Genomic DNA, 20165 nt, shown 5'->3' on the forward strand with positions numbered 1-20165 from the left:
TTTGTGATATTTATTATTTTACCTTTAACCATAAATACTACTGTTAAAAATATCACTGTTTATGCTGGTATGGCGGATGAAGTTTTGACATTTTTTAAAACAGGGCCTGTAAAAACCACAGATGTGGGTATTAACCTAAGTTGATATAGCAACAAAGCTGCAATGAGAGTCTAATACAAAAAGCCTGGCTTCTCGGCCAGGCTTCCCACTAAATTTTCTTCACATTATCGAAGTACTCTTCCAATGTCCATTCATTTTCATATATTTCAGTTGCAGCTTTGATGCCAACATATCGAAAATGCCAAGGTTCGTACATATAGCCTGTCAGATCTTCTTTACCCCTTGGGTATCTGAGGATAAACCCGTACTTATGGGCATTATGGGCAAGCCATACACCTTCTTTTGTCTTGCCGAATTGTTCATTCAAATTAAAATTATTGGTCTTGCTCGAAATATCCATCGTCAAGCCGGTTTGATGCTCACTGCTTCCAGGCCTCGCAACTGCCTGAAGAGCTTTTTCCTCCCCAACCTTATTGACTTCTGCGTTAAAAAGAGTTTCCTGTCTCCCATATGAACGGTACCCTGAGACGGCAGCAAGCTCAATCCCGTCATTCCTCGCCCCTGCAAACATTTTTTCCAGGGCTGTTGCAGCCTCTTGCCTCATAAGGCTCTTTTCAAGCTTGGCATCTCCAAAAGAAAATGGGACATTCGGGCGAACCAAGTCTCCCGGGATATAATTATCTGGCAAACCAAAAATCTTATTGACAAGTGCCAGCGAATTCTGTGGGTTCTGAATGACATTCTTCCCATCCGTTTGCTGGACTACATTGAAATACGCTGCTTCAAGTGTCAAGTCTTCTTCTGCAGGCTTGTCCTCGACCTGAGTATTGGTTTCCGAATTTTGTTCAGATTCTTTAACATCAGCCGGATGGTCTTCCTGCTCATCTTGTCCAACTAATTTATCTCCCAAATAGGGGATCTTTTCAAGATACGGTTCAATGGGTGCGCATCCTGTCAATAAAATCGGCAAAGCGATTATCAGCAATATTTTTTTCATTATGTCCACCAATCTTCAACATTTTAGGCAATAACACCATTCTAACATTTTTCGGCAAACTTTCGAATGGCCTTTTTTCCCATTATTCTTTTTAATCATTATGCCTGTTTTGTGAAATTGCAAACTCATTAGAGTGGGTTCAGCATCTCTCTTTGAGATGTCCATAAACACGGGTCATAAGCCATTTTTGCTTACCTTAAATTCTAAAATGGTCATAATAATATATCGCCACGTAAAAACCCTCTCCTCAAAGGAAAGGGTTTTCAAATACTTATTCTTTGATTGCTGCTTCGAGTGCTACCTCGATCATGTCGTTGAAAGTCGTTTGACGTTCTTCCGCTGTTGTCTCTTCTCCTGTCAGGATATGGTCACTGACTGTAAGGATTGAAAGGGCTTTGCGGTCGTATTTAGCAGCCAGTGTATAGAGAGCCGTTGTTTCCATTTCGACCGCCAGAATCTGGTACTGTGCCCATTTTTCCAATTCTGCATTATCATTGTAGAATTGATCTGCAGTGAATACGTTACCAACTTTAAGGTTCAAACCTTTTTCAAGACCTGAATTATATGCTTTGTACAATAAGTCAAAGTTCGCTGTCGGAGCGTAATCTACTCCACCGAATGTAAGACGGTTCATTTGGGAGTCAGTTGAAGATGTCATTGCCAGGATGACGTCACGGACTTTAACATCCTTCTGGATTGCTCCACATGTACCTACGCGAATCAGGTTTTGGACATTATAGCTGTTCATCAATTCATTGATATAAATTGAAATGGACGGTACACCCATGCCTGTCCCCTGAACAGAAATTCTTTTACCTTTATATGTTCCTGTGTAACCAAACATATTTCTAACTTCATTATATAACTTTGCGTCCTCAAGGAAAGTTTCAGCAATGTATTTAGCCCTTAATGGATCTCCGGGAAGCAATACCGTTTCTGCGATTTCGTTTTCTTTAGCACCAATATGTACACTCATTTAATAATCCTCCATCCTATAGGTTGCTACCTCAAAACTATACCACAATATAGATAAGCAGGAAAATCTTCAGTCTCATGACAATTTTGTTAACGGGCAAGCTAGAACTAGCTTTACCGAAGCCGAAACAAAAAATTCTTTGATGGACGAATCAAAAAATTGACATAAAGGAGATTGACCTATGGGTAAAAAACATCGCAATCGAATCAATTCACCTAAGAAAAACAATCATATTCCTCCTGAAGCGATCGTTGCTGAACAGGAAGCTCACGGCAAGGAATTTTCAGCTACTGGGAGAAAGAAACAGGGATAAAAAAAGACGATGAAGCAGCAGTTGGCTTGCTTCATCGCCTTTCTATTATTAACAGTAGCTTTCAATAGTGTTTTGAAGCTTTTGTTTTAATGACGGGAGGTCCGATGCATGGATATTCATCCTGACATATGTTTCGTCCATACCCATTGCTTCCGACAAGAAGCCTCCGAGACCCCGTGCTTTCCGGTCGACTTGCATCAAAACCTCGACCTCGTTCTCGTTAATTGGATAGAAAATCACTTCCAATTCATCCAATCGACCTCTAAATGGCCCTGATGAAGGCACAAATTCAAACTCCTGGATAAACGGCATGTTTCTGCGGAGATGTCTTGGCGCTTGTTCGCAGTCAGCCTCCCTCAGTCGGAAGCCAAGATCGCTAACCGCATTAAATACCCCATTCATCAGCTGATTTGGCACTACGGTCAAGAAATCTTTATCGCTAGGGTCTACTGCATTTTTAATATCAAGCCCCGTTGATACCCAAACCTTCGTCCTGCCCATCGATAATGGCATTTCCATTGGGAGCCTGAAAGAGAAAGGAATTTCCTTGGTTTCATTCTCTTTAATGATAAATGACTGCGTAAGCTTGAATTTGTCAATTTGGGCTGTTGCAGTGTACTTTTTGTCATCCGCTTCTTTTATATAGGTGGTATGTAAACTCAAATAGATGTCGTCGATATTCTGCTCAGTGTTTCCCCCGCGGATCTCGACAATACCGCGCACTTCTTCTCCAGGCATCACCCGGTCCTTTTCCAGCTTTGTATCAACTCTTGCTGCTCCTATGCCGACACTGGCAAAAACCTTATTAAAAAATGACATATCCCTTGCCTCCCTGATTTCACAAAATTCTTTCATATAAATGTATACGTTTAAAAATTGAGAGAGTTTCACCCTGAAGTGAATTTTTTTCAAATATAAAATCTTTTATCATTAATTGTTAGTTATTGAGTTGGTAAGGGAATTCATAAGCGGAGAAATTCCGGATATTGTATATAGAGGGTCCTTTTGAAGCAGAAATAACAGGAGAAATTCCGGTTAACTCCTAAAAATAAGACAAAATCAAACGACTTTGAGAAATAACCGGATAAACGCCCCTTATTTTCAAGGAATTTAAGGGTATTTTCCAATTTAAACGGAATTTTTCCGTTTATTTTTCAAAAATCTGTCTAAATCAACAGTCCGTTATATTAATGCATAAATATAAAAAGGCAGATTCTTACAGAACCTGCCCTAACCGTGTTTATTGAACCTAGCCTAGTCTATATCTTCTTCTTCATCGATGATACATTTTTCGATCAGATATTCAAATGTGATATCTGCCATCTCTTCAAGTTCTTCCTCTGTGGGAACGTATCCCCTTTTTACAAGTTCATGAAAGAAAAATTCAGCAATCTCCTCTGTATCGATAACAACCTCAATCTCTTTCACAGATTCGCCCCCCTTTATTCCAAATGTATGTGAAGCACGCCTATTTCATGCCAAGCTCAACCAATTTTCTGAAAATTGTTCTATTGCTTTTGGACAAGCATAGAATGGAATAAATTCAAATTGGGAGTGAACAGGTATGGAGAGAATTGGTAACCTTGCTGAAATGTTTATTGAGGACGTGAACAAGGAAGATAGTATGGTGGTTGAATTGTTCGGCAATGTCGTGAACTTCTTATTTAAAGCTATTTTAGTGTCGGGAATTCCTTTTCTTGCTTATGTGCTTTTTGAATTTGCAAGTTTATTTTAAACATGGCTTTTGCCATCATTATTAACGAGCGTTGAAAGCTTACGAAGAATGACTCTCATGACATGGGCATATTCATCATCTTTGAACCACTTATATAAAATCCGATAATCATTATAAATATCAAGCAAATTATCGATCGTCATCCTCTTTTGATTGATTTTCCGCAGTTCTTCTTTTTCTCCCGCTCGCGGCTGTTGAGACTTCTTATCAAGATTGACTGATGGCTTCACTTCTTTATTTGCTGAAAACAACAGACCCAGCTTCTGGATAAACGTATCTGCACTGTCTGAATCCGCAACGAGTGTCAGTTCTTCTTCCCCTGCTTCAAGCCATTCTCCATCTTTTATCCTGGATAGTTCATAAATGACATCTTCCCAGGCATCTTCTTTATATCTCCAGATTTCAGTCCGGAAACCGACAACTTTAAATAGATCGGAGCCATACCCTTTAACCTGCACTAAGTCACCAAAGAAATATTTGTATTCGATGTCGATTTGCTCCTTTTCAAGCAGCTTCCCATCGTATTCAGAGAGCATCTGCAAACTTGTTTCCAAATACAAGCCCTCGCTCTTATTTATCTCATATACATGAAGGCCGTCAAGCCATTTTACATCTGTCACTTTCCCCACAGTTCCATAAATAGTGATCACGACTGTATCACCGATGTTAAACTTAGGTTTCTTTCGTTTTTCCATTTCCTCCATCCTCTCAACGATGAGTCGTGAATTGTGATTACAACAGTATATGCAATTTTCAGAAAATCGCTACGCCTAGATATTGGATGTAAGGAGCTTTTATTGTATATAAAAGCCCGGTCTAAGATTTTTTAAAAAGGTACTCACTTGTAAAAAAAAGACTCCCACGGTTTTAGCCGCGAGAGCCATTTTTAGCTTTCTGCTATCAAATATTCCTCCCAAGCTTCGTCAAAAACGGCCATACTTTCCGGATATTGGCCGTTCATTTCTAGATATGAGCTAATTTCATCATAATCCTCAGAGTTTTTTGGGAACGCGAGATCATCGTATGCCGAATTTGCAAACCTGCTAATCGCATCACTTGGTTTTGTGGTCCGGTACTTCATAAGAAAGTGGTAAAAGCTTTTATACATATGAACGCCTGCCTATTGTTAAAATTAGTTTGTCCATACTATAACGGATTTGCGAAGTTCACGTCCACTTTAATGCAAAAAACAGGGCACCTCCCGATTTAGTGAGGTGCCCCAGCTTTCATTGCCATCTGGCTGATTTCGCCATCTCAAGCAATGCCCATATGATATTGAACATTAAAATCGCCACGGTGATTGGCACGGCATGGAGCCAGTTCATCCCGAATTTCTCAATGATCAGCCTAACATAATATCCGCAAAAGAATAAGACAACCATTGCCGCAACCAGCATGATTGATAATGCGATGGACATTTTCTCTCCCCATTTCCTAAATAGATACTCCCCACTCTATTATAAAGAGGAGGGAGTAAGTGGATAAAAAGGAAGTATGAAAATTTTGTGAACAACATGCAGGTTCAGGTTATTTTTATCACACCCGCATATCAGGATGAAAAGTCAAAGTAATTCCGCTTCAACAATCTTGGCTGGGCCATCAATTCTTCAAAGGTGACTACTTTGCCGAGTTTTTTCGTATCGATTAAAAATAATTGGTCTTCGATTTCCTTCGTGATCAAATCGGTCTGGTATGTCATTTGGCAGTCTAGGCAATGGACAGCCGGTGTTTCATCAATCTGGATCGCTTGTGTTCCGTCCGGAAGTTCCCAATAGACTTTGTCACTTACAGCTTTGGTATTTTCACTGCTGCACCACTCGCATTTTCCCATCAGTCAACCCCCTTAGTCGAAGGGATAGCTCCCTGGCCATCAACCGCTTGAGCTGTCGTTTTTTTCTGTTGTGCCATGAACTTCTTTTCCTTCAGCTCATCACGTTTTTCACGCTTATCCTTCAAAGAAGCATGTGCCGGGTCTTCCTCATACTGCTCCCTGCGATCGATTCGTCCAAGGCCTTCCGGGATCAGATTGAATTCGCTGTCGTTCATGATCGCTGCAATTCCAGTGTTCGATTTTTTCTTTTCATAGTCAGGGTACACTTGTTTGAAGTAGCCCTCTGCTCTGCCTGCTACATAATTTTCAGGTTCAGGGTAAGAGGTAATGACACCTTCAAAATTTCGGAGGACGACTTTTTCCGGACTCTGTGAAATCAAATAATTTGGCTGAAGAGAAATTTTCCCGCCTCCGCCCGGTGCATCAACCACGAATGTAGGGACGGCGTAGCCTGATGTATGCCCTCTTAATCCTTCAATAATTTCAAGGCCCTTCGTGACTGGAGCACGGAAATGCCCGATTCCTTCTGATAAATCACATTGGTAAATATAATATGGCCGGACACGGATTTTTACCAGGTCATGCATAAGCTTTTTCATAATCGGGACACTGTCATTGATTCCTGCCAATATGACGGACTGGTTTCCGACCGGTACACCCGCATTTGCAAGCATTTCACAGGCTCGCTTCGAGTCTTCCGTGATTTCGATTGATGTGTTGAAATGTGTATTCAGCCAGATTGGATGGTATTTTTTAAGGATGGAACAAAGATTCTCTGTAATTCGCTGCGGGAAAACAACCGGTGCCCTCGTTCCAATCCTGATGATTTCAACATGGTCGATTTCCCTGAGGTTTTTTAATATATATTCGAGAATATTGTCGTTGATGAGCAGACCATCTCCGCCAGAAATCAATACATCGCGGACTTCAGGGGTGTCCTTGATATAATTGATTGCAGCATCAAGCTGCTTCTTGGCAACCCCCATTCCGATTTGGCCTGAAAACCTTCTCCTTGTACAATAACGGCAATACATCGAACATTGGTTGGTCACAAGGAAAAGCACCCTGTCAGGATATCTATGTGTTAAACCAGGTACTGGTGAATCCTCGTCTTCATGCAGAGGGTCTTCAAGATCATATTTTGTTTTGTGAATTTCCTTTGAGATGGGGACTGACTGCATTCTGATCGGGCAGCGCGGGTCATCCGGATTCATTAATGAAGCGTAGTAAGGTGTGATATTCAACGGAATGGTTTTCGTCGAGATCCTGACACCCTCTTCTTCTTCAGGCGTAAGATTGATAACCTTCTTTAAATCCTCCAGTGTCCTGATTGTATTTGTAAGCTGCCAAAGCCAATCATTCCATTGCTCATCCGTAACATCTTTCCAAAGCTCAATATCCTTCCAATGTCTTGAAGGCTTATATAAAGTCTGTTTCATCCTAATTCCCCCCAGCTATATTTATAGCTATTTATATTGCAAGTTCCGTGCCAAAAGTGACGGATTATTCTGAATTCAATTAATCCGGTATCCTGCAAGGGTTCTATACAAATGCTGGGATAAATAAGCTGGTATAAAAAAAATAACCTGCTTAAAATTCGGCAGATTAGGAAGTAATTTTTAATTTTTTCATTTTATATTGGAGTGTTTGCCTCGGAATATCCAGGAGGGCTGCTGCTTTTTGTATATTGCCGCCTGAAGCATCCAGCGCATCATTGATTAATTTGATTTCCAACTCTTTCAGGTGGTCCCTTAAAACAAAAGTGTTTCGTGTTTCTTCAGCAGCTGGCTCTGGCTCGATGTTCCTCAGCATCATTGGCAGGTCTTGTCCAGTCAGCATAGTGCTTTCACATACATTCATCATGTATTCAATTGTATGCTTCAGTTCCCTGACATTTCCTGGCCATTGGTGGTTCAAGAAAATGGCTTTCACATGGTCATCCAATCCGGAGACTTGCTTACTCAGCTGGTTATTATAATGGCTGATGAAGATATCGGATAAAAACAGGATGTCCTCTTTCCTTTGCCTCAAAGGCATTAGTTCGAATGTCAATACATTCAGGCGGTAAAACAAATCCGTCCTCAGCTGGTTCTCCTCCATAGCCTGAGCTGGGTATACATTCATCGCAGAAATGACCCTGACATTGACAGAAATGACATTTGTACTGCCGATTCTTCTGACAGCTCCATCCTCAAGGACACGGAGCAGCTTTGCCTGCAAGTCAAAAGGCATTGAATTCAACTCATCAAGGAATAGTGTTCCACCGTTCGCCAGCTCAAAAAGACCCGGCCTGTCCACCGCCCCCGTATAGCTTCCCTTAGAGGTGCCAAACAGGATGCTTTCCAGCAGGTTTTCAGGGATCGCTGCACAGTTTTGTGCAATGAATGGTCCATCTGCCCGGTTGGAGGAATTATGGATGGATTGGACAAAAAGCTCTTTTCCAGTTCCGCTTTCTCCGTATACAAGAATCGGTGAATCTGATCTTGCTAGTTTCTCTGCCTTCTTTTTTATCGCTGTAAAATGTTTATTTTTAGTCAGCACATCGCTGAACGAATATCCCGCCTGTTGTTTGACCGCCTTTCCTCCACGAAGCTTAAGCCTTTTTTGTATTTCTACCAGACGTTCAGACAGCTGCTTGATCTGGGAATAATCCTTTGCAATTTCCACTGCACCGATCAATTCTCCCTGAACAAAAATTGGCAGGGTTGTATTGACAGTGTCAATTTTCCGCCCATGCAAATTGACAAATGACTGGGTTTCATTAAAAATCGGTTTCTTCGTTTCAATTACTTTCAAAAGAGTGCTGGATTGATTGTTCAGTGAAGGAAATACACTAAGCAGCGGCTTTCCAATCACTTCGCTGATTTCCAATCCATCGTGCCTGGCAGCAACTTCATTATAAAAAATGGTCATCCCATCTGTATTCACGACGTGGATTGCCTCATCAATGCACTTCAATATTGCGCTTAAGATTTCTTCCGTCACATTGGATACTGAATTCATCTCATCACACTCCCATATTGAGTATATGACAGAGTGCCGAAAAACTGTCCTTTCACCGCCCAAAATTTGGCGTTTTTGCCAAATCCTTTACCCAAACATTCATGTTTTCAATTTTATCATAGATATACACGTTGTTCACCAGCCTGCCTCGATATGCATAGCCCAATTGATACAGTGCTGCATTCATCCCAAAGGATAAAGCCCTGGCGATGGAGTAAGAGCAATAGATGCCATTTTCAATCAGTTCATCCTCAAGACGTGCAATCAGCACCTTCATTAACCCGTGCTTTCTATGTTCTTTTAAGGTTGCGCAATCCGTCATTTCAGCATTTTTATAAAAAGAGTTCACTTCCGCTGATGCTGCGCTGACGATTTCACCATCATGGACAAATCCAAAATAAATACTTCCTTCTTTCATTGTTTTGATGATATACTCTGGGTCATTCAATGGTGTCGGATAGATTTGAAAAACCTTACTATACAAAACAGACAGGCCCAGAGCATCTGTTTCAACCATTTTTTTCAGGATGTAATCTTTTGGAGGCGTGATGTTCTGCGCCGGTTCAGCCAGATGATACACGCTTTTGATGATTCCATCTTCCTGTACCCAGTGCGGTGAAGTCCTTCTTTCGTCGCTATAGAACTTCGAAAAGAACACACATTCATTACCGAGGAAAAATCCGTCAATACTTGCCTCAAAACTGAAGCCACGTTCAAGCAGCTCTGTAAAATTCTCTTTCCTGCCCTTAATAATAAGCTTGTCTGCATTTTCGCTCTCCACAAGCTTCTCTGCATGATCCAGAACATGTGGTAAACAGCCTAAATAGTCTTCCACCCTGACCCGCTTATTCTGTTGGTCAAGGTAAACAGTCAGGTTATAGTTCTTTTCGGAAAAGCTCAATGTTTTCCCTAAATGCATGTTCATTCCCCCAATTCCCAAATGTATGAAAAGCCTGGCTTTGGGCCAGGCTGACAGTCAATCTAGTTTGATTGATACAAGCTTCAGTTCTGTCATCTCTTCTAAAGCGTATTTAATCCCTTCTCTGCCGTTCCCGCTCATTTTGACGCCGCCATATGGCATGTGATCTACCCGGAATGTCGGGATATCATTGATCATCACACCGCCAACATGAAGGATTTTTGCCGCTTTGAAAGCTTTTTGAAGATCTTTCGTATAGACTCCTGCCTGAAGGCCGAATTGGGAGTCATTGACTTGTGCTAACGCATCATCGAACTCTTTGAAAGTGTTGATATGGACAACTGGGGCGAAAACTTCCTCACAGGAAATTTTGTCAGTGAGTTGTGCATTGAGCAGAACAGTCGGCTTCAAGATTTGCTTTTCACTCTCTCCGCCATACACTAGCTCCGCTCCATTTTCCACAGCGTCCTGAATCCACGTTTTTGCCCTGGTCACATCATTCGCGCTGATCATCGCAGCTAAGTCTGTTTGCTCATCCAGCGGATCTCCTACCTTCAGCTTACCAGCTTCTTCAACAAATGTTGAAACAAATTCATCAGCAATGCTTTCATGTAAGAAAATTCTCTGTATTGATATGCAGACCTGGCCTTGATTTGAGAATGCTCCCGTAACGATTCTTGGCATAACCTTGTTAAAATCCGTTCCTTCGTCGACAATCAATGCAGAATTGGAACCTAGTTCAAGAGTTACTCTTTTAAGACCTGCATTTTCGCGGATATGCTTCCCCACTTCAGGGCTGCCTGTGAATGTGACCATTTGCACCCGATCATCCGAAATCAGCACATCGCCAATGCTTTTTCCACTTCCAGTGATTACATTCAGAGCTCCCGCCGGGAGACCTGCTCTATGGAAATAGGAGGCTATTTTGTATGCCGATAACGGTGTCTGGCTGGCCGGCTTAAGGACGACCGTATTACCGGCTGCTATTGCCGGCCCGACCTTATGGGCCACTAGATTCATCGGAAAGTTGAATGGTGTGATCGCAGCAATCACACCCAGCGGTTCCCTTACTGTATAGGCGACTCTTCCCTCGCCTCCAGGTGCCGCATCCATTGGAATTGTTTCACCATGGATCCTCCTGGCTTCTTCTGATGCAAAAGTATAGGTCATGATGGTACGGTCGACTTCCCCTCGAGCTATCTTCAATGGTTTGGAGGACTCCTCCGCAATCAGCCGGGCACACTCCTCCCTGTCTTCCTGGATGAATTCCGCCACTCTCCGCAGGATATCCGAACGCTTGTGGGCATCCATTTCTGCCATCGCTCTTGCTGCTCCTGCCGCTGAATCGATCGCCCTTATGACATCATCCTTGCCTGCTTCGGCAACATCGGCAATTTTCTCTCCATTGAATGGATTAGAAAGCTGACGATATTTTTCCGTTTCAACGCTCTCTCCATTTATCCATAAATTTTGTTTCATTGCTTACCCCTCCTATCGCTCGCAGCATTCAATAATGACTGCCTCCAGCACATCGAATCCTTCCTCAATCTGCTCATCTGTTATGACGAGAGGAGCCAAAAGCCTGATTACATTGCCGTAAAGACCTGCGCTCATTAAGATCAAGCCACGCTGATGTGCTTTAGCGAGTATTTCCCGGACCAATTGTCCGTTAGGTTGATCATCCTTATCGAAAAATTCTATCGCACACATTGCACCAATTGAACGGATATCGCCAATCTCCGGAAAGCGGTCTGTCAGCTTGCCGAACCTAGCATGAAATTTTTCACCAAACAAGTTTGCTCTTTCAAGAAGTTTTTGCTCTTCTATCATTTTAACGACTTTTACTGCCGCTACACAACCAAGAGGACTTCCCCCAAAGGTACCGCCAATTTCGCCAACACCTGCTGAATCCATAATCTCGGCCCTGCCTGTGACCGCACTGATTGGGAGTCCGGCAGCTATTGATTTTGACATGGTCATCAAGTCTGGGACAACATCGTAGTGCTCCATCGCAAACATCTTTCCAGTCCTGCCAAAACCGGTTTGGATTTCATCTGCAATAAAGAGAATTCCATACTGTTCACAGATTCTCTTCACTCCCTGGACAAAAACCTTGGATGGAATATTAAATCCGCCTTCCCCCTGAATCGGTTCCATTATGACAGCCGCAATTTCGGTAGCAGGAACCTCGCTAAGGAAAAAAGTCTCAAACTTCTTCAGCATATAGGCGTCCAGTTCTTCAGGTTTCATCTCTTTCTCCTGAGAATAAACCGGGTAAGGCCATTTATAAGTTTCCGGAGCGAAAGGCCCGAACTGGTATTTGTATGGCTTCACTTTGCTAGTCAGGGACATGGCCATATAGGTCCTTCCATGAAATCCTCTTTCAAATGAAATGATTCCTTTTCGTCCCGAATATTTCCTGGCGATCTTGATCGCATTTTCAACTGCTTCTGCTCCGCTGCTCAGAAAAAAGGTTTTTTTATCATGAGTTCCTGGAGTGATCTCATTCAGCAATTCTGACAGTTCTATATATGGTTCATACATCATCACATGAAAGCAAGGGTGAAGGTAGCGGTCAATCTGCTCATGCAGTGCATCCACAACCTCGGGTGGACAGTGGCCCACATTCAAAGTTCCAATGGCCCCGGCAAAATCGATGAAGGTATTTCCATCGACATCCGTCAACAATGCACCTTTTCCTTTTTCCGCAAACGACTTGATTGTGTTGAACGGTCCCAGAGGGACACTTTTTTCCTTTCGCGCTAACAATGCCTGTGCCTTCGGACCCGGTATCGCTGTGTTGATCTTTATATATCCCATTGCATGATTCCCCCTTTTTTCTCTAATCGCTGACCTCACACCACTTCAGTAATGCAAGGGCTATGATTTCAGCAGCTTCAAAAACATCTTCAAGCTTGATATACTCATTCGCCTGATGGGCCGTTTCCGTTACTCCCGGCCCAAAGACCATTACCGGTACGCCGCCGACCTTGGAAAGGATTCCTCCGTCAGTAGCCCATGGAGACGCTTCGATTAAAGGAGTCTTTTCCTTTACTTGCTTAAAGCTATCGGAAAGGACATGAATCAGTTCATGTTCGGGATCCATGTCGCCAGGAAGCCAGCTAGCACCGAACCATTCAAGCACAGGTGAATTATCCCTCAGCCACGTATCTTCATTACAGACTCCGAGTATGGCTTCCAACATTTCCTGCTTTGCCTCATCCTGCGTTTCATTGGGGGCGACCCCCATCCTGCCCTCAATGACAGCTAAATCGGGTACAGATGATGGCCAGTCTCCTGCATGGATTTTCCCGATATTGATAGGAATTGGAATCGGGATGCTCTCAAAAAACGGGTCTGTGATTCTCTCATTTCTCTGAGTCTCCAAATCTCTTAGTCTATCAATCACCAGCATGGATTTTTCAATCGCATTGATACCTTCATACCTTGTTCCGCCATGCGCCCCTTTTCCTTTTACAGAAATTCTGAACCACATCGATCCTTGCTGTTTTGGAAACAGCTTCATATTGGTCGGCTCAGGGATGATGGCAGCATCCGCTTTATATCCTCTCAGTACCGTCGCGAGGGTTCCAGCGCCACCGCTTTCTTCTTCAATCACACTCTGAAAAATAACATCGCCCTTTAACCTTATTCCTGAATTCTTAATTGCCTCCATTGCCATAAGCAGTGAAGTTGTTCCGCCCTTCATATCTGTTGAGCCTCTGCCAAACAGCTTCCCGCATTCGATATGCCCGCTGAACGGGTCTTTATCCCAATCTTTAGGGTCACCTGCGGGAACAACATCAATATGGCCATTGAGGATCATCGATTTGCCTCCGCCTGTCCCCCTCATAATCCCTATAGCATTTGGATTTCCATTGAAGTCTTTTCGATCAGAACAAAATGCCGGATGGACAGTAAGTGCGTTATCCCCGATTTCCCATATATCCATTTCAAGTCCAAGCTCGCGGCATTTTTCTATAATGACTGCCTGCGCTCCGCTTTCATTCCCTCTAGTACTAGGTTCCTGAACTAATTTCTGTAAAAGCCGCGTCCCTCTGATCCTGCTTTCTTTAATGTAATTCCTCACCTTTTGCTCAGGAGTTTGCACGATATCAGCCCCTTTTAATATTCGATAATCCTGACCTCTTCTGCGATTGTAAATTCGCATGCGGTCTTAGAGGTAACTTCAGGTATTGTATGTGGCGCAAAAAGTTCAGACAAAATCAAAGAACCATCCATTATTTTAAAAACTGCGAGATCGGTAATCACCAAGTCGACACATTCTGCTGCCGTCAAAGGCAAGGTACAAGACTGAACGATTTTAGAAGCCCCGTTTTTATCGGTATGGTTCATCAATACGGCAACTTTCCGGGTCTTTTGTGCCAGCTCCATTGCCCCTCCCATACCTGGAACCTTCTTGCCCGGGACAATCCAGTTTGCCAGGTCCCCTTTTTGGCTAACCTGCAAGGATCCTAGAATAGTAAGGTCCACTCTGCCTCTGCGAATCATTCCGAAGGCGACAGCACTATCGCAATAAGACGAACCCGCCATGACAGTAACCGGGAAACCGCCAGCATTGCACAGGTTTTCATCCTCAAACCCTTTTTGAGGCGACTGCCCCATCCCAACTATCCCGTTTTCTGCATGGAACATGACTCTCGTATTCTTGGGAAGGTGGTTTGGGACCAGAGAGGGAATTCCTATGCCCAGGTTGACAACCATGCCCGGAGAGATTTCTTCGGCGGCTCGTCTGGCCATTCTATTTCTGACATCTACTCCCATGCCCATTTCCAATTCACCCCTCCAGAAGGAATTACCATATCCACGAATACTCCAGGCGTAATGATTTCTTCGGGATCCAGGCTGCCAAGGGGGACAATTTCCTCTGCCTCCGCAATGGTGAAATTTCCAGCCATCGCTACAAGCGGGTTTGTATTCCTGGCACTTTTATCAAAGACAAGATTTCCATATGGGTCTGCTTTTTTGGCATAAACGATTGAAACTTCGGCAGTTAAAGCTGTTTCGATCAAATATTCTTTGCCGTTCAAGGTCATTCTCCTTTTTCCTTTTGAAACAAAGTCATGATCGACGCCGACATCTGTCAATATGGCGCCAAGACCCATTCCTCCCGCGCGGATTCGTTCTGTCAGAGTTCCTTGCGGCGAAAACTCAACCTCCAGTTCCCCCTTGGTCATCAGTTCGCCTGCTACCGGATTGGACCCGATATGCGAGGCGATGACTTTCCTTGCCTTTCCACGGCTGACAATTTTACCGATGCCGATTTCAGGAAAACCTGTATCATTCCCAATCAGCACAAGATTTTTTATTTCTTTTTCAAGAATGCCGTCTATCAAATCAGGAGGAGACCCTACTCCACCAAAACCGCCAAACATCAAGGTCATCCCGTCATAAAAATGCTCCATCGCCTGTTCGAGTGTCGCTATTTTTCCAAATGGATTTTCCATCTATTTCTCATCTCCATTTTCACAAGCAAATCCCAATATTCTATACACTTCATTGAATGTTGCCTTCAGCAAAGCTATCAATTCATCAATCTCTCGCCTGGTGATCGTAAGCGGTGGGGAGATAATGACTGCGTCTCCTGACAGACCATCCAGGCCGGCGCCGGCAGGATACAGCAAAATCCCTTTCTCCCTTCCTGTTTTTACAACTAGCTCTGTTAACTTGATGCTTCGTTCAAACGGGATTTTCGCACCTGCCAACCTGACAAATTCAAGACCTAGAAGCAAACCCTTGCCCCGGACATCACCGATAAACTCAAACTGGTTTTTCAACTTATCGAGTTTATTTTTCAGGTAGACAGACTTTGATTCGACTTCACTGAGGATCTGATTGTTCTCAAGGTATTCCAAGACAGCCAGTGCGGCTGCGCATGACTGGGGATTCGCGCTAAGAGTATGGCCGCTCATAATCGATTTAGAGCCGCTCTGAATTGGCTCCATTACATGGTCACTGACCACCGTTGCTGCTATCGGAGCGTATCCTGCCCCCATTCCTTTTCCAAGAACGACAATGTCGGGGATGATGTTCCAGTGTTCAGATGCGAGCATCGGTCCTGTTCGGCCAAAGCCTGTCATCACCTCATCCGCGATGAATAATATATTGTTTTCGTCACAAATCTTCTTGATTGTTTCGTAATATCCTTTTGGAGGAGTTATTGCGCCTCCAGCAGCACCGATCACCGGTTCTGCGATGAACCCGGCGATATGTTCAGAACCAATCCGCTTGATTGCTCCCTCTAGCTCCATCGCACATAAAAAACCACATTCAGGTGCTGTGCTTTGATATGGACATCGGTAGCAATATGGAGGTGAAATGGACGGGAATTCCTCAAGCAATGGAACGAACCTTGCTCTCCTCCCTGGATGCCCTGACATCGAAAGGGCCCCTAAAGTGATTCCATGGTAGCTGATCCATCGGGATAAAATTTTTGTCTTTGACTTGATCCCCTTTTCTTGCCAGTACTGAATCGCAATCTTAAGCGCGGTTTCTGTAGCCTCTGAACCACTATTTACAAAGAAACTCCAATTTAAATCCCCCGGCAAAGCATCAGCAATTTTTTCCGCAAGCTTTTCAGCTGCCTCACTGGTGAATTGAGAGCGATAGACAAAAGACACCTTTTTCGACTGCTCATGCATGGCCAGGATAATTTCGGGAACCCCGTGTCCAATATTTGCTGTGACAGCCCCGGATGCAGCATCAAGATATTTTTTGCCTTCCTTGTCAAAAAGAAAGACACCCTTTCCATAGTCAATCTCTGGATAGCTCTCATCCAAGGCAGGTTTAATCAAGTAGGACGGCTTCATAATTTCACTCCATTCACCGCAATTAAAATTAAATGGACATTCTGTAAAGTGTATGAAATGAAAGCGGGAATCTTTCTTGAAGATGAAAAAATTAAGTGGGACAGGGCTGGATTTTTGGAAGGGTTGGTTCTTATAAATGAATATTCAAATTGAGGACTGGCTACTTCGGACACAATTTCTGCTCTTTCGCTGGCAGTTTGTCCGAACCCGGGGTGACTTCGGACAAATATTGCTCTTCCGCTGGCTGTTTTGTCCGAACCCGGGGTGACTTCGGACAAATTCACCTCTTCCGCTGGCTGTTTTGTCCGAACCGGGGGTGACTTCGGACAATTCCTGCTCTTCCATTGGCTGTTTTGTCCGAACCTGGGGGGACTTCGGACAATTTCTGCTCTTCCATTGGCTGTTTTGTCCGAACCTGGGGGGACTTCGGACAATTTCTGCTCTTCTGCCGGCTGTTTTGTCCGAACCTGCGGTGACTTCGGACAAATATTGCTCTTCCGCTGGCTGTTTTGTCCGAACCCGGGGTGACTTCGGACAAATTCATCTCTTCCGCTGGCTGTTTTGTCCGAACCGGGGGTGACTTCGGACAATTTCTGCTCTTTCGCTGGCAGTTTTGTCCGAACCCGGGGTGACTTCGGACAATTTCACCTCTTCCGCTGGCTGTTTTGTCCGAACCTGGGGGGACTTCGGACAATTTCTGCTCTTCCATCGGCTGTTTTGTCCGAACCCGGGGTGACTTCGGACAAATTCACCTCTTCCGCTGGCTGTTTTGTCCGAACCTGCGGTGACTTCGGACAAATATTGCTCTTCTGCCGGTTGTTTTGTCCGAACCTGGGGTGACTTCGGACAATTTCTGCTCTTCCATCGGCTGTTTTGTCTGAACTTGAACCTGCTTCAGATAGCTTCAAAGCTATTCATAATTCAGCAACGCCCTAAAAAAAAGACACCTGCAAAGGTGCCTCAAAATATATCCTATTCTTTCTGTTCAATAAAGATCTCGGTTTGGCCTGCCGCTGCTTTTACAGTGGCGGTTGCTCCGATTGGCAATGTCGCGAATGGCTGGACATGGCCGAAATTGACATTTGCGATGATGGGTATGTTGCGCAGCTCTTCCTTACTGAAAATAATCTTCCTTAATGCCTCTTCCGTAATATTAGAGTTTTTTTGGAAGCGGCCAATCAACAGCGCTTTGATCGAGTCAGCATCCGGAAGATGCAGCAGCGATTGCAGGTCTCTATCAAAGCTCCTGGAATGGCTTTCTTCGTCATCCTCAATGAACAGGATGCTATCTTTCAGGGAAAGCATGAATTCTGAACCCTGAAGCAAGTTCATCGTACAAAGATTTCCGCCGACCAGTCTACCTTCGGCCTCTCCTTCCTGGAGGACCAAATAGCCGTTTTGTTCATGGAATGTCCGATTTTCCTGGTCGAGATACCAGGCATCGTCAGACCACGTTTCAGATGGTACAATCTCATATGGCGCATCATTGGTGACTGCCTGCAAGAACGATTCCATAGTATATTCTAGTCCATGCTTCACACCGAAGCTTGAAAAATGAGGACCCGAGTAGGTTACGAGACCTGTTTTTTGATAGATTGCCAGTTGCAGCGCAGTAATGTCACTGTACCCGCACAAAATCTTTGGATTTGCAGCAATCAGGTCGAAGTCTATATACTTTAGCAGCTGATTGGAATTATACCCGCCAATTGCAGTTAAGATACCTTTTACATTTGGATCTGCAAAAGCATCATGCAAGTCCTCAATCCTTTCAGCAATGGATGAGCTGAAGAACTCGTCATGTGCATCCGCATTTTTTCCAAATGTCACATTGAAGCCCAGATTCGTCAACCTTTCAACAGCCAAGTCTACCTGGGCTTCTTTTAAAATGATCATGCTCGTCGCTGGCGCAATTACTCTAATTTCATCCCCTGGCATTAATTTAGGTGCAAACATTCTCTCCCCGCCTCTTCTCTATTTATCTCTTATTTTATCAAAGAAAAGCGAGTGTGTAAGTATCTTTACACCAGTGCAGGCTCAGCTTTCCGGCTAATCTTTGACTTTTCGATGATGTCGGTGGCAATCCATACACCGCATGCGCTGGCCTGTGCCAGTCCTCTCGTGATGCCGGCACCGTCTCCTCCAACATACAGTCCGCCGATTTCGGTTTCAAATCTGTCATTCAACTTTGGTCTTGCCGAATAGAATTTCGCCTCTACTCCATAGAACAAAGTATGGTCTGATGCCAAACCTGGAGTGACCTGATTAAGTGCTTCCGTCATCTCGATCAAGCTCTTCAGCGTATTATATGGAAGGACAAGTCCCAGGTCCCCCGGAACAGCTTCCTTTAAAGTTGGTTCTAAAAATCCTTCTTTGATCCTCTTTTCCGTTGACCTGCGTCCTTTCAAGATATCACCATATTTTTGGACAATCAGGCCGCCGTTGGAAAGGCTGTTTGCCAGCCTGGAAATCTCATGTGCATATTCATTTGGCTTATCAAATGGCTCAGAAAAAGTATGTGATACCAGCAAGGCAAAGTTGGTATTGCCGCTTCCAAGTTTAGGATCTTTGTAGGCATGGCCATTAGCAAGCATGATTCCAGAATGGTTCTCGACGACAACATGTCCAGAAGGATTGCTGCAGAATGTCCTGACACTTGTCCCTACGGAAGTATTGAAGATAAATTTCCCTTCATATAAATGTTCATTTATTTCCTCCATGACAACATTGGACGTTTCAACACGGACGCCAATGTCGACCTGGTTGTTAATCATCTTAAGCCTTCTTTTTTTCAAAAGCTGTGTGAGCCATTTGGAGCCGTCACGGCCAGGGGCAACGACAACTTTTCCTGCAAGTATTTTCTCACCGCTCCTAAGCTCAACACCTTTGACTATATGGCCATCTTGAGTCTTCTCGGTAATCAAATCCTCGATCTCCGTCTTGAACGCCATATCCACTTTATCTTTTAAGTATTCAAAGATATTTTTCAAAATCTCAAGATTCTGCTCAGTCCCAAGATGGCGTACCTGTGCCCTTAACAGCTTCAAGCCTGCCGCATAGCCTCTTCTTTCGATTTCCCTGACCTTATCTGTCATTGGGTCCGTGATGCTTTCTGTAGCTCCATGCTTAAGGTTAATTTCATCAACGTATTTAATAAGCTCGACGACTTTTGAATCAGGAAGGTAGTCCGTCATCCATCCACCGAATTCACTTGTAATATTGAACTTTCCATCAGAATATGCTCCGGCACCGCCAAAACCATTCGTAATCGAACAGGCTGGAAGGCAACCGGCAAAATCTTTCTTCCCGGCTGGCGGCGGGCATTTTTCAATTTTCTTCTGTAAAATCGGACAGTTCCTCCGGTAAATATCGTGACCTTTATCAACCAGCAAGACCTTTGCCTCAGGCATCTTCAACGATAATTCATAACAAGTAAAAATACCTGCCGGACCTGCTCCAACGACAATCACATCATAGTTTGTATTCATTCTGCATCCCCCGCCA

At 43.8% G+C, this 20165-nt stretch carries 21 protein-coding genes; 2 read left to right on the forward strand and 19 right to left on the reverse strand.

Annotated elements, in window-relative coordinates; genetic code table 11:
• Positions 1-208: 208 nt before the first annotated feature.
• Both RH061_RS14340 and deoD read right to left on the reverse strand, forming a co-directional pair.
• Positions 209-1057 carry a M15 family metallopeptidase gene (locus tag RH061_RS14340; RefSeq protein WP_311071139.1) on the reverse strand — a complete coding sequence of 283 codons (849 nt, stop codon included), beginning with the start codon at positions 1055-1057 and terminating at the stop codon, positions 209-211.
• A 271-nt stretch (positions 1058-1328) separates the two neighbouring features.
• A complete protein-coding gene (gene deoD, locus RH061_RS14345) occupies positions 1329-2033 on the reverse strand; it encodes a purine-nucleoside phosphorylase (RefSeq protein WP_311071141.1) in 705 nt (234 codons plus the stop codon).
• 181 nt (positions 2034-2214) lie between these two features.
• On the opposite strand from deoD, the gene RH061_RS14350 reads away from it, so the two are divergent.
• On the forward strand, positions 2215-2346 hold the full coding sequence (locus RH061_RS14350) for a hypothetical protein (protein WP_285289116.1): 132 nt from the start codon (positions 2215-2217) through the stop codon (positions 2344-2346).
• A 48-nt stretch (positions 2347-2394) separates the two neighbouring features.
• On the opposite strand, the gene RH061_RS14355 is transcribed toward RH061_RS14350, so the two are convergent.
• The gene (locus RH061_RS14355) at positions 2395-3165 is read right to left on the reverse strand and encodes a sporulation protein (protein ID WP_311071144.1); all 771 of its coding nucleotides are present in this window, start codon (positions 3163-3165) and stop codon (positions 2395-2397) included.
• Positions 3166-3600: 435 nt separating this feature from the next.
• Entirely contained in the window at positions 3601-3774 is a 174-nt protein-coding gene (locus tag RH061_RS14360; RefSeq protein ID WP_023627690.1) for a YozD family protein, read from the reverse strand.
• Between the two features lie 136 nt (positions 3775-3910).
• Between RH061_RS14360 and RH061_RS14365 the strand changes: the two genes are divergently transcribed.
• Positions 3911-4081 carry a hypothetical protein gene (locus tag RH061_RS14365; RefSeq protein ID WP_311071150.1) on the forward strand — a complete coding sequence of 57 codons (171 nt, stop codon included), beginning with the start codon at positions 3911-3913 and terminating at the stop codon, positions 4079-4081.
• Here the strand turns inward: RH061_RS14365 and RH061_RS14370 are convergent.
• The 15 genes from RH061_RS14370 to RH061_RS14440 form a co-directional block, all read right to left on the reverse strand.
• Positions 4078-4776, reverse strand: a complete 699-nt coding sequence (locus RH061_RS14370; protein WP_311071152.1) for a hypothetical protein — start codon at positions 4774-4776, stop codon at positions 4078-4080. The genes RH061_RS14365 and RH061_RS14370 overlap by 4 nt on opposite strands.
• Before the next feature lie 191 nt (positions 4777-4967).
• A complete protein-coding gene (locus tag RH061_RS14375; RefSeq protein ID WP_311071153.1) occupies positions 4968-5189 on the reverse strand; it encodes a YozE family protein in 222 nt (73 codons plus the stop codon).
• A 118-nt stretch (positions 5190-5307) separates the two neighbouring features.
• Positions 5308-5499, reverse strand: a complete 192-nt coding sequence (locus RH061_RS14380; RefSeq protein ID WP_023627685.1) for a hypothetical protein — start codon at positions 5497-5499, stop codon at positions 5308-5310.
• A gap of 131 nt (positions 5500-5630) precedes the next feature.
• Complete coding sequence (locus tag RH061_RS14385; RefSeq protein WP_311071155.1) at positions 5631-5912, reverse strand: YokU family protein; 282 nt, start codon at positions 5910-5912, stop codon at positions 5631-5633.
• Complete coding sequence (gene kamA / locus RH061_RS14390; protein ID WP_311071157.1) at positions 5912-7351, reverse strand: lysine 2,3-aminomutase; 1440 nt, start codon at positions 7349-7351, stop codon at positions 5912-5914. Before kamA ends, RH061_RS14385 begins: the two co-directional genes overlap by 1 nt.
• Before the next feature lie 166 nt (positions 7352-7517).
• Positions 7518-8915, reverse strand: a complete 1398-nt coding sequence (locus RH061_RS14395) for a sigma-54 interaction domain-containing protein (RefSeq protein WP_311071159.1) — start codon at positions 8913-8915, stop codon at positions 7518-7520.
• Between the two features lie 52 nt (positions 8916-8967).
• On the reverse strand, positions 8968-9834 hold the full coding sequence (ablB, locus tag RH061_RS14400) for a putative beta-lysine N-acetyltransferase (protein WP_311071161.1): 867 nt from the start codon (positions 9832-9834) through the stop codon (positions 8968-8970).
• 57 nt (positions 9835-9891) lie between these two features.
• The gene (locus tag RH061_RS14405) at positions 9892-11313 is read right to left on the reverse strand and encodes an aldehyde dehydrogenase family protein (protein ID WP_311071163.1); all 1422 of its coding nucleotides are present in this window, start codon (positions 11311-11313) and stop codon (positions 9892-9894) included.
• 12 nt (positions 11314-11325) lie between these two features.
• Complete coding sequence (gene gabT, locus RH061_RS14410; protein ID WP_311071165.1) at positions 11326-12654, reverse strand: 4-aminobutyrate--2-oxoglutarate transaminase; 1329 nt, start codon at positions 12652-12654, stop codon at positions 11326-11328.
• Positions 12655-12676: 22 nt separating this feature from the next.
• Positions 12677-13945, reverse strand: a complete 1269-nt coding sequence (locus RH061_RS14415; RefSeq protein ID WP_311071167.1) for a peptidase — start codon at positions 13943-13945, stop codon at positions 12677-12679.
• A gap of 14 nt (positions 13946-13959) precedes the next feature.
• Positions 13960-14625: a 3-oxoacid CoA-transferase subunit B gene (locus RH061_RS14420; RefSeq protein WP_311071169.1), complete on the reverse strand. Its 666-nt coding sequence runs from the start codon at positions 14623-14625 to the stop codon at positions 13960-13962.
• On the reverse strand, positions 14610-15302 hold the full coding sequence (locus RH061_RS14425) for a CoA transferase subunit A (RefSeq protein ID WP_311071171.1): 693 nt from the start codon (positions 15300-15302) through the stop codon (positions 14610-14612). The genes RH061_RS14420 and RH061_RS14425 overlap by 16 nt, the downstream gene beginning before the upstream one ends.
• The gene (locus RH061_RS14430; RefSeq protein WP_311071173.1) at positions 15303-16664 is read right to left on the reverse strand and encodes an aspartate aminotransferase family protein; all 1362 of its coding nucleotides are present in this window, start codon (positions 16662-16664) and stop codon (positions 15303-15305) included.
• 972 nt (positions 16665-17636) lie between these two features.
• Complete coding sequence (locus RH061_RS14435) at positions 17637-18617, reverse strand: S66 family peptidase (protein ID WP_311071175.1); 981 nt, start codon at positions 18615-18617, stop codon at positions 17637-17639.
• A gap of 65 nt (positions 18618-18682) precedes the next feature.
• Positions 18683-20149, reverse strand: a complete 1467-nt coding sequence (locus tag RH061_RS14440) for an NAD(P)/FAD-dependent oxidoreductase (RefSeq protein ID WP_311071177.1) — start codon at positions 20147-20149, stop codon at positions 18683-18685.
• Positions 20150-20165: the final 16 nt, after the last annotated feature.

The sequence above is a fragment of the Mesobacillus jeotgali genome (genome assembly GCF_031759225.1).
GTDB lineage: Bacteria > Bacillota > Bacilli > Bacillales > Cytobacillaceae > Mesobacillus > Mesobacillus jeotgali_B.